We start from the raw sequence: 377 nt of genomic DNA, 5'->3' as shown, positions 1-377 counted from the left end.
CCGATCGCGAGCGAACCCTGCGCCACCGCATAGACGTTGCCATCGGCGCCGAGCAGAGGGGTGACGAGCAGGGTGCCGCCCTGCAGGCTCTTGGCGTCGCCCATCGCCGACACCGTTACGTCCATGCGCGTGCCCTGGGTGGCGAAGGCCGGCAGGTTGCCGGTCACCATCACGGCTGCGACGTTGCCGGTGCGGATGGTCGCGCCGCGGATGTTGACGCCCATGCGTTCCAGCATCGCCTGCAGCGACTGCTTGGTGAAGGGGATGTTGTTGAGCGTGTCGCCGGTGCCGTTGAGGCCGACCACGAGGCCGTAGCCGATCAACTGGTTCTGCCGCACGCCTTCAATATTCGCGAGATCCTTGATCCGCGAGGTCGC

1 protein-coding gene is annotated in these 377 nt (G+C 66.8%); it reads right to left on the bottom strand.

Translation table 11 applies throughout. The features are described 5' to 3' along the window. A partial coding sequence (locus tag BGN91_RS14100; RefSeq protein ID WP_292614154.1) for a flagellar basal body P-ring protein FlgI occupies positions 1-377 on the bottom strand: 377 nt, incomplete at both ends.

Source organism: Nitrobacter sp. 62-13 (assembly GCF_001896955.1).
Lineage (GTDB): Bacteria > Pseudomonadota > Alphaproteobacteria > Rhizobiales > Xanthobacteraceae > Nitrobacter.
Note: the sequence above shows the minus strand (reverse complement) of the source record. Positions and strands in the feature narration are given on the sequence as shown.